Below are 9,572 nucleotides of genomic sequence, written 5' to 3'. Positions count from 1 at the left end.
GATTTATATTGGGTTCCCATAAATTGTGAGGTTTATGAAAACGATACCGTTGTAAAGATTATTGAAAATAACGCTGCATAAATTGCCTCTGGCGCGGCGGGGGCGCCTGCTTTCCAACTCAATTTTTCCATTTCAAATTTTATCAAACGTTTATCACATTAGATTGTGAGGGTCTTCTTATGTGCAAAAAATATGAATTAACCAGTGAAATCAAAAAAATCAAACATGCTCTTACTCGAAATATTATAAGCCTTTATCGCATTAAAGCTTTAAAAGATTTTGATGATGTAAAGGCGGGGTCTTTAGGCGGCTTTATTGAAAAGGAAGTTAACCTATCCCATGATGGTAATTGCTGGGTCTATGATGAGGCTTGTGTCTATGGTCATGCAAGAGTGTATGAAAATGCAAAAATACGCCATTTTTCTCAAGTCTGTGGTCAAGTTTATGGCAATGCTGAGGTCTATGGAAAAGCTTTTATCTCTCAATATGCTAAAGTTTATGACCATGCTTTTGTCTATAGCAATGCTCATGTTTATGGCAATGTTTATGGGTATGCTCATGTGAATGGTAGTGCCCGCATTCTTGCTGATGCTCATATTTATGATCATGCGCATGTTTCTTATGATGCTACGGTTTTTAGTTATGCACGCGTTTATGGTCATGCCAAGGTTTCTGGCTCTGCTTGCATTTATAGCCATGCAAAAATTTATAATTATGCTGTTATTAATGGTCGTGCTAAAATTTATGGCAAGGTTTATGGAAATGCTTGTGTGAGTGGCTCTTGTGAGATTTATGGCTCTGTTTATGGCAATGCTAAAATCTCATATTGTGCAACGATCTGGGGGCGTGTTTATGGCAATGCAAAAATCAATAAAAAAAGCAAAGTAAGGTTGGTTCCAAAAAAATGTGAGGTTTATGAAAGGGATAATGTTGTCAATATAACTGATAAAACAGAATAAAGAACGGCGTGGGGGGCGTGCTTTCTTTATGGTGTATAAACGCATATAAAATGCATTGCTATAAACATCTCATAAAAGAGAGCATTCATAAAAGAAAGCCGTGCCAAGTGATATGACGCGGCTTTCAAATAGCGTTTCTTATTGATTAAAATGAATCATCCACAATGGAGTAATCAGTGCATATATACAAAACGTATCATATTGCAAGCGCTCTATTATCTTTATGAAAACTTATCAAAAGGAACGTAAATGTGCGTATGATCTTTAATCACTCATTTGAATGAGAGAGCCTATAAACGCTTGTTATGGCTATCAAACGTATCAAACAAATCAAAACGCTCGGTAGCTTTAACAATCCAATCAAAAGCAAATGCATATTAAGTGAATGTCTTGTAAAAACGTTCTTTTTACATTTACGAGCGTTAGGTTTCAAAAGCAGCTTTTCATAAGATAAATAAACAATTATGGTTTTATAAAGTGTAAGGTTTTCAAGATTTTGCTCTGCTGTGAAATCTAGATCTTCGTTTTTCATAAATGAAACGTTCTTAAGAGCAAATGATAACTAAGTTATAACTGTAATAAAAAAAAGTTTTAACGTTTCTTATAAAGATCTCATTTTATGTTTCAAACGTTTAAACGTGCATTTAAAGAGGTTCTCATAAGCGTATTTGTACTTTTCATTAAAACCTAATTTCTTTAAATATTAGCCGGTCCATTTTTGGAGGCATTATCTTAGAATAGAGCATTCTTAAATATTACAGCTTTTCCATTTTTGGAGGCATTATCTTAGAATAGAGCATTCTTAAATATTACAGCTTTTGACTCAAAATTGAGTAAAAACCCATACCTTATGATGTTACAATGGTTTTGAAGTTTGTTTGCTTATCTTGTCTAAATAGCTGCCCCCAAATTTGGAAAGAGCTCTTTTGGTTTCGTATTTTTAAACTATAACTTTTAAAACGTTTTTAGTACCAAATCTAAAGTAGATAGTTATTCTACTGCCATGGCATTATTTGCCTCCATTTTTTTGTGGAAGCGAATAGTTCCGTTCTTAAAGACTAGCCTGCAATCTATTCATTAAAAGGCTTTTCATTTCATAAGATATAGCGTTTTGAATTTCATATCTGTTGTGATGATAGGATCTGTATAATGCCTGCCTATCGTTTTCTAAATTTTTAGAAAGCGTTTTAAATATGATTTTGTCTTTAAATCTTTTTATGCAATTTTATAAATTAAACTTATAAGCTTATAATAGTTTCGCTAAAAATTTAGCGAAATTAAAAAAGTTTATATTACTAACTTCAATGCGATTTTTAAGTGATAAAAACGTATCATAAAATTTATAAACTGTTATGAATGATAACAGCTTTTCATTTCATTTGAATACACACATGCGTTATAATCTTTACATCATGATTTGCTTTTTATGGTCTATTCATACATGGCAATCTTATATAAAAAATGATCAAATGAATCATGCATAAAAGTGTGGATTCTTAAGTGGATTCATATAAAATAATTACAAACAAACTATTGACTTTATTGTGTTTTTTGATATGATATAGAGCATCAACAAGGTGCAGGAGGAGCCGCGCGTCTTTTGCAAAATCCCCATGCCAATGCGGCGCAAATTGTTGGGAGCAATGCGGTTGGCTTGAATGGTGGAAACAACGCTATGCGTGCAAGTGATTTTGTCAACCGTGTATTACAGATGTATGGTGGGCAGCCTCATAGAGCAAGTCCTATAGTGCAGGGTGGCATTAGAAATAGAGACAACTTGTTAGAGGTTTTAAGGGCATTATTAGCATCACAAGAAGAAGCTTCGGAAGAAGAAGAGAGTGATGATGATGATAATCCTTTGATGACGCAATTCATGCGGGCGTTTTACGGACCGTTTTACACGAAACTAGGATTCACGAGAGATGTCAACGATTTATGATTGGTCGCTTAGAGCGTCGGATAATACGCGTTCTGATGATTTGATTGATTGGTCAGAAGGACAACGTCCTAGTACAATCAACAATAGTGCCCGTGGGATGATGCAGCGCGTGCGAGAATATTTATCGGATACGGGTGGAGCGCTTGAAGGGATTGTTACGGTTGATCATGGAGATCAAACGACAGTCATAAGGTTGCAAAGCAAGTCAGCCTTTTTAGAGTATAAGAATGATATTGTTTTGCGCTTTAAAGCGCGTGGCAAGAATGTTGGAGCGACCAAAGTTATTTTGAATAGCTTATCAAGTAAGCCGGTTTACAAGGCATCACAAACCGGCGTTGCAACCTTTTTAGAGGGAGGGGAAATTCAAATTGGATGCATCTATACGCTTGTATATGATGAAGAAATTTCTGGATGGCATTTGCTTAATCCTACCCCCATCACATCACCCCAAGGTTTGGCAAGTTCTCTTTATCCAGCAGGTTTTATAGGGACGTTTGCTATGCAAGCAATTCCCAGTGGTTGGTTACTGTGTGATGGCAGTGTTTATTCACGGCGTCTTTATAGTGATCTTTTTGCGGCAATAGGAACGACATGGGGGAGTGGCGATGGGTTTATAACGTTCAATATCCCTGATTTTCGTGGGATGTTTTTACGTGGATTTGATGGAGGGCGCAATATTGATGTTGGACGGAATTTTGGGAGTGTACAAGAGGATTTCATCCAATCGCATATCCATGAAGGTCATAGGATATCAGTTTCACAGATGAGTGAGGATAATGAACATTATTGGCATGGGGAGGCGACAACTTTATGGGGACATTCGCTTGATGAAGATCAAAAATCGAGAGTCTCAACCATTTCTGGAGTAAGAAAAGAAGATATTATAACTTATGATGTTTTGAGTGTTCCTTTTATGCAGCCCCATACCCAAGATCTCACAGCGTTGGAAAATAGGACAGGTGAAACGCGCCCGATTAATGTATCGGTCGTTTATGCGATAAAAACTTGAGGTGGCGATGTCAACGATTTATGATTGGTCGCTTAGAGCGTCGGATAATACGCGTTCTGATGATTTGATTGATTGGTCAGAAGGTCAATCTCCTCATACAGTCAACAATAGTGCCCGTGGGATGATGCAGCGCGTGCGAGAATATTTATCGGATACGGGTGGAGCGCTTGACAGTCATTTTGAGATTGATCATCACCAGCAACAGACGATCATTCGCTTAAACAGTAGCACATCACTTTCCCGTTATAGCAATGGTCTTTCTTTACGGTTTAAGGCGCGGGAGAGTAATGTTGGTATGACCAGTTTTTTCATTAATGATCTACCGAACAAATTAGTCTATAGGGCAACGGAAAACGGTTTATTCCCGCTTATAGGAGGAGAAATACAGCAAGGTTGTATTTACACACTTGTGTATGATGAAGAGATTTCAGGATGGCAGTTGCTCAACCCTACGATAAGACAATCTCCACAATTAAGACATTTGCCTACAGGTTTTATTGGGGCTTTTGCCATGGAAAGATTGCCGGAAGGTTGGCTCCCTTGTGATGGTCGTTCTTATTCGCGTGATAAATATCGTACTCTTTTTGCAACAATAGGAACGATGTGGGGTCAGGGTGGCGATGAAACAACATTTAATGTACCAGATTTACGGGGCATGTTTTTGCGTGGTTTTGATTATACAGGTTTTGTCGATCATGAGCGGATATTTGGTAGTGTGCAACAGTGCTCTTTGAGAAGTCATGAACACAATATTGGCTTTTTTTCTCCAGTAGAAAATAGCACGAGGAGGAAGAGGAGTGTTGTTGTAGGTTATACAATTATTCCACATGGACCTAATCTAGACGAGGAATGTATAGGTTTAAGTGGGGATGCATTGGAAAGGTGCCATGAAGGCTTTGAAAGAGAAGTTGTACTTCCTTCAGAAACTCCTTCATTTATTGGAGAAAAAGTCCATACTTTACATCCATTTTTCTTGAAGCATGGAGATCAAATGATGACGTATCGAATTCCCAAACAGGCAGGGGAAGATTTAGGGGAGCATGATCATATAGTCATGATGGGTTCATTTGGTGGCGTTGAAACGCGTCCCGTTAATGTGAGTATCGTTTATGGGATTAAGACATGAGGAGTTGAAATGTCATTAAAAGCGTTTGCCATATCAGAACTTAGCGACCCGTCTCAAGTACGGGTTGTTTTGTATACAGGGAGTGGCTTTGTACATGCTCCGCTTAATAGCCTTGTTACCCTTTTGAAGGATTCTTTGAATAATGATCATGAAGAGAGTCTAAAGGCATTAAAGTCTGAGATTGAAGAATTACAATCGTGTTTATTTTAGGCATTTATTTTGAATGATGTGAGGAAGAAAGGCGATGGGGATACCATATCATACGCATGACTATCAGATACCGGTAGCCACGAAAGAAGAGATCATAGAGGGAGTTTCAGAGGATACGGTTATTGTCCCGAAATTGTTAGGGACGGCAAGTCTTTATCCTCGTGAAGTCTTTGCGAGTGCGGAACAAGGGGTTCAGGTCCAGCAGATCTCAGAACGTGCGCTAGGATTATCCACGGCAGCGAAGCAAACAGCGGATGCCGCGAAAAGGGTGGCAGATGATGCGAAAGAATTATCGGATGGCACAGCGGTTACGGTTGGTCAAGCTTTGACCACAGCCACAAGAGCAGATTCAACAGCGCGTGAAGCAAAGACAGCATGCGATGAAGCATTGAAAGATGCAAGAGCTTCAAAAAGCCAAGCGGATAGTGCGCACGATATGGCATCCAGAGCTCTTACAGAAGCCGGCGTTGCGAAAACGAGAGCTTCCGAATCCAAGAATAAGTCAGAGGAGGCAGAAAGATTAGCCGAAGAAGCCAAGAGTGCATCTGAAGCCGCCAAGCAAATGGCCGAAGAAGCAAAAGATTTATCGGAAAAAGCGAGTACAGCATCTACAGAAGCGCATGGAACAGCAGAGCAAGCCCTATCAGAAGTCAGGTCATTGAAGGCAACAGCATCTAGAGTAGAGTTGGCAACAGCAGAAGCCAAGACACTGTCCACAGCAGCCAAACAAATTGCCTCTACAGCAACTTCTCAAGCAGAGGAGGCAACAAACAAAGCAGAAGCCGCCTCTTTGGTTTCTGGTGAAGCGAAAGAAACCGCCTTGAGAGCATTGACGGGCGTTAATGATCTTAAACAATCGGTTGATCATATCAAGACTACAGCGGAGACAGCAAAACAGACAGCGGAAGGAGCCCAACAGAAGGCTTTAACAGTAGAAACTGTAGCGATGGAAGCCAAGAGTAAAGCTGGTGAAGTTAAACAGTTGGTTGAAGAAGTTAAGACGACGGCGCATTCGGCAGAAACGATAGCGAATAATGCGAAGCATTTAGCAGATGGTGCGAAAGTTATAGCCGTTGAAGCGAAAAATAAAGCCGATGATGCGCATGTGCTTTCGCAAGCAGCTAAGAGTACAGTAGATGCGGCACAAGAGAAAGTTTTGGGCATTGAAAAGAAGGTTGATGATGTGTCACGTACAGCCTCAGAAGCAACGAGATTAGCGAATGAAGCGAAGATAACAGCAGAGCAAGCATTGCAAGCAGATAGACAAGCGGTCCGTGAAGGTGGGGAAGCAAGCAAAAGTTTAGCAGAAGCCATTCAGAAGAAGTCAGAGGAAGCCGAGAGAGTTGCGCAAGACAGTAAGAGGGTTTGTGAAGAAGCCAAGCAATTAGCAACAGAAGCCAAAAATGCTTCCACTGATGCGTTTACAGAAGCGACCGCTGCGAAAGCAACGTCGGATATGGCATCTACCACAGCCAATAATGTAAAGGGGATTGCAGAGGAAGCTAAAACAATCTCAGAAGAGACAAAGAAACTTGTACAGAAAAACAAGGCATCTTTTGATGCAACGAATAAAACACTTGAAGAAGTGAAAGGTGTTGCAGAAAGTGCATTGTCAATAGCCAATACAGCGAAACAGATTTGCGTTGAGACAGGCGAAAAAGCTTCAGAAGCCTTAACGAAGTCTGGAGAAGCGAAAACCTTAGCCGAAGAAGTAAAGGCTAAGGCAGAAAGGGTGGAGACCATTACGAATGAAGCGAAATCCACAGCGGCTACAGCCTTAACAGAAGCAAGAGAAGCAACGCGAATAGCCAATGAAGCCAAAGCATCAGCAGAGACAGCGGTGCGTTCAGGAGAGTCAGCAGGTCAAGTGAGTGCAGAGGCGGTTAAGGCTATAGCGCAAGAGGCGAAGAGTAAAGCGGAATCCGCCGAGCAGATTGCACAAGAATCTCAAAGTACTCTGGATGATATAAAACAAGTAGCTAGTAATGCGAAATCTGTAGCGGATGAAGCGAAAGTCACAGCAAGTTTAGCGCGAATGTACTCAGAAGAAGCCAAGAAAAAAGCCGAGGCAGCAAGTAGCAGAGCATATGAAGCGAAGGATGAAGTAGGCAAAGCGAAGAATATAGCGAACAGTGCAAAATATACAGCAGAAGAGGCAAAGAAGGCAGCAGAAACCGCCGGTAAAAAAGCGGCGTCTTTAGAAGCCGCAGCAGATGAAGCGCAAAAAATAGCAAAAGAAGCTAAGGATACAGCTGATTATGCCAAACATGATGCAGGACAAGCGCGATCAATAGCAGAAAAAGCGCAAACCGTTGCTTATGGAGCGAATAGTCGCGTTATAGATATCAATCAAGTGGTTGATAATTTTAAAGCTCCCGTAAGTTTAGCGCGAATGTACTCAGAAGAAGCCAAGAAAAAAGCCGAGGCAGCAGATAGCAGAGCATATGAAGCTAAGAGTGAAGCAAGAGAAGCCAAGGAAGTTGCCGATAGAGCGAAAAGGACAGCAGAAGAAGCTAAAACGATAGCAGAGCAAGCCAATAAATCCCTTATTTCGTTTAATTTTTCGGAAACATCAAAAACGGTTGATGCTATCAAGAAAGTCGTAGAGCAAGAAAAAAACACAGCTGCTACGACCAAGCAAGAGCTTGTTGATGTAAAGAACAGCCTAGCAACACTAACAGCAACAGCCAATTCTGCGAATACAGCAGCCTTGAGTGCAAAGATCCTAGCAGAAGAAGCAAAACAAGCAGCAATGACCGCTCAACAAAGAAGTAGTGGCACAAGTAGATCTTCTAGTTTGACTGATTTACTGAAGCAATTAAAGTTGAGTGTAATTTCTGTTTCCACACCGTTTCTTGTAGCAACAGAAAGAGACGAATTGAAATTGAAAGAAGGAACGCATCTCTCTTTGATGCTAACGAGCGAGATTACGTTTGTTAGCTATACAGAGGATCACACGATCACAGTCCCTTCTTCTCTTACGCCTGGGAAGGATTATTACATTTATTTGGCGTTTGATACAAGACAGTCGTATAAACTTGTTGTGTCTGAAAACTCTACCTACCCCGATGGATATACATTAGATACTTCGAAACAGATAGGGGGGTTTCATACGCTTTGTGCGGATGTTGGTAGTATAAAAGATCACCCGTTATCGGGTTATGAGGCAGGGGATATTTTACCCCATTCCGTTTGGTGTTTGAATCACCGCCCGCATAGTAGTCCAGAAGGAATGGTTTATGACCCCTCTAAAGATCTTTGGGTTGATATTTATCTCCAGTCAGGGATGGGTGAGAATACGCGCTCTGCGTATGGTGTTCCTATCACAACGAACCGTAGCTATACAGAGCATGTATTAGATATGATGCGTGTAAAGAAGTCCTTGTTGAATGATGAGACATTTGCGTCTGCGATGTATGGAAGCAATGATAAGACAAGTATTCATGGGAAGAAGTCCCCATCTCCTAAGAGTTCAGGTGGTCATATTGATACGTCAAATAGGCGGATGATCTCGCATATAGGGTGTGAAGATGGCTGCGGTTATGTTTCGCAATATTTATCAGAAACTTTTCCAGTACAGATACCTTCTACAACAGCAGGAAGGATGACTTTTAAGACAGAGATGAATGTTTTAGTCGGAGGAGGCAGTTGGAGTGGTGGCGCCTATAACGGTGTTTTTTATCGTAATGGTCAGTATTCTCGTAGTTTCAGGAATGAGACATTAGGAGCGCGTGGTTGTAGCCACCCCCGTTGTTTTGTTTAGAGAGGATGTGAAGATGCTAGACTATCCGGAGCATTTAAATAGCAAGCAAGATTATTTGAACATGCTTTCTTTTGATAAGATTGAAACGGTCAGGCGGCTAGAGGATCTTTTAGCAACCCGTTTTTATTGGATTTTTGTCAAGGAGCTTGGAGAGGGAGAAGAGGGACTTACAGATGACACGCATAAAGTTTGTGTACAAACAGAAATACCGGTTGATTTAGAGGGGTCTTTTATAGAAAAGCGTTGTCAGTATGAGTTACAGGAAAGCGCACACGCTCTGATCTTTAGGCTTGGTTTTAGTGTTGAAGAAGTCGAACAGTTGATTAAAGATCATAGTCAATAGAGACATTAAGAGATATCATATCAAAAAACGCAATAAAGTCAATATGTTGTTTGCAATTATTTTATATGAATCCACTTAAGAATCCATTCTTTTATGCATGATTCATTTGACTATTTTTTATATAAGATTGCCATGTATGAATAGAGCATAAAAAGCAAATCATGATGTAAAGATTATAACGCATGTGTGTATTCAAATGAAATGAAAAGCTGTTATCATTCAT

Annotated in this window: 6 protein-coding genes and 1 pseudogene; all 7 read left to right on the top strand. The window is 40.3% G+C overall.

Translation table 11 applies throughout. The features are described from left to right. Positions 1 to 179: 179 nt before the first annotated feature. The 7 genes and pseudogenes from ACFIKI_RS08115 to ACFIKI_RS08085 all read left to right on the top strand — a co-directional run bounded on the left by ACFIKI_RS08115 (position 180) and on the right by ACFIKI_RS08085 (position 9,349). Positions 180 to 959 carry a hypothetical protein gene (locus tag ACFIKI_RS08115; RefSeq protein WP_375666705.1) on the top strand — a complete coding sequence of 260 codons (780 nt, stop codon included), beginning with the start codon at positions 180 to 182 and terminating at the stop codon, positions 957 to 959. Between the two features lie 1,561 nt (positions 960 to 2,520). Continuing rightward, positions 2,521 to 2,898, top strand: a pseudogene (locus ACFIKI_RS08110) (lytic transglycosylase); the annotation flags it as partial. Then, positions 2,882 to 3,907 (top strand): phage tail protein, encoded by a 1,026-nt coding sequence (locus ACFIKI_RS08105; protein ID WP_375666703.1) that lies wholly within the window; start codon positions 2,882 to 2,884, stop codon positions 3,905 to 3,907. The pseudogene ACFIKI_RS08110 and the gene ACFIKI_RS08105, both read left to right, overlap by 17 nt. Before the next feature lie 7 nt (positions 3,908 to 3,914). Beyond that, on the top strand, positions 3,915 to 5,033 hold the full coding sequence (locus tag ACFIKI_RS08100; protein ID WP_375666701.1) for a phage tail protein: 1,119 nt from the start codon (positions 3,915 to 3,917) through the stop codon (positions 5,031 to 5,033). A 9-nt stretch (positions 5,034 to 5,042) separates the two neighbouring features. Further along, positions 5,043 to 5,243, top strand: a complete 201-nt coding sequence (locus tag ACFIKI_RS08095) for a hypothetical protein (protein WP_375666699.1) — start codon at positions 5,043 to 5,045, stop codon at positions 5,241 to 5,243. Positions 5,244 to 5,277: 34 nt separating this feature from the next. Then, positions 5,278 to 9,006, top strand: a complete 3,729-nt coding sequence (locus ACFIKI_RS08090; RefSeq protein WP_375666698.1) for an alanine-zipper protein — start codon at positions 5,278 to 5,280, stop codon at positions 9,004 to 9,006. 13 nt (positions 9,007 to 9,019) lie between these two features. Next, a complete protein-coding gene (locus tag ACFIKI_RS08085; RefSeq protein ID WP_375666707.1) occupies positions 9,020 to 9,349 on the top strand; it encodes a hypothetical protein in 330 nt (109 codons plus the stop codon). Positions 9,350 to 9,572 lie beyond the last annotated feature (223 nt).

This window comes from Bartonella sp. TT121SHDZB, from assembly GCF_042193415.1.
Taxonomy (GTDB): domain Bacteria; phylum Pseudomonadota; class Alphaproteobacteria; order Rhizobiales; family Rhizobiaceae; genus Bartonella.
Note: the sequence above shows the minus strand (reverse complement) of the source record. Positions and strands in the feature narration are given on the sequence as shown.

Bases quoted from the DNA above. Each gene is read 5' to 3' on its own strand.
- ACFIKI_RS08095 (WP_375666699.1), top strand. From the start codon at position 5,043: ATGTCATTAAAAGCGTTTGCCATATCAGAACTTAGCGACCCGTCTCAA.
- ACFIKI_RS08085 (WP_375666707.1), top strand. From the start codon at position 9,020: ATGCTAGACTATCCGGAGCATTTAAATAGCAAGCAAGATTATTTGAAC.
- ACFIKI_RS08105 (WP_375666703.1), top strand. From the start codon at position 2,882: ATGTCAACGATTTATGATTGGTCGCTTAGAGCGTCGGATAATACGCGT.
- ACFIKI_RS08115 (WP_375666705.1), top strand. From the start codon at position 180: ATGTGCAAAAAATATGAATTAACCAGTGAAATCAAAAAAATCAAACAT.
- ACFIKI_RS08100 (WP_375666701.1), top strand. From the start codon at position 3,915: ATGTCAACGATTTATGATTGGTCGCTTAGAGCGTCGGATAATACGCGT.
- ACFIKI_RS08090 (WP_375666698.1), top strand. From the start codon at position 5,278: ATGGGGATACCATATCATACGCATGACTATCAGATACCGGTAGCCACG.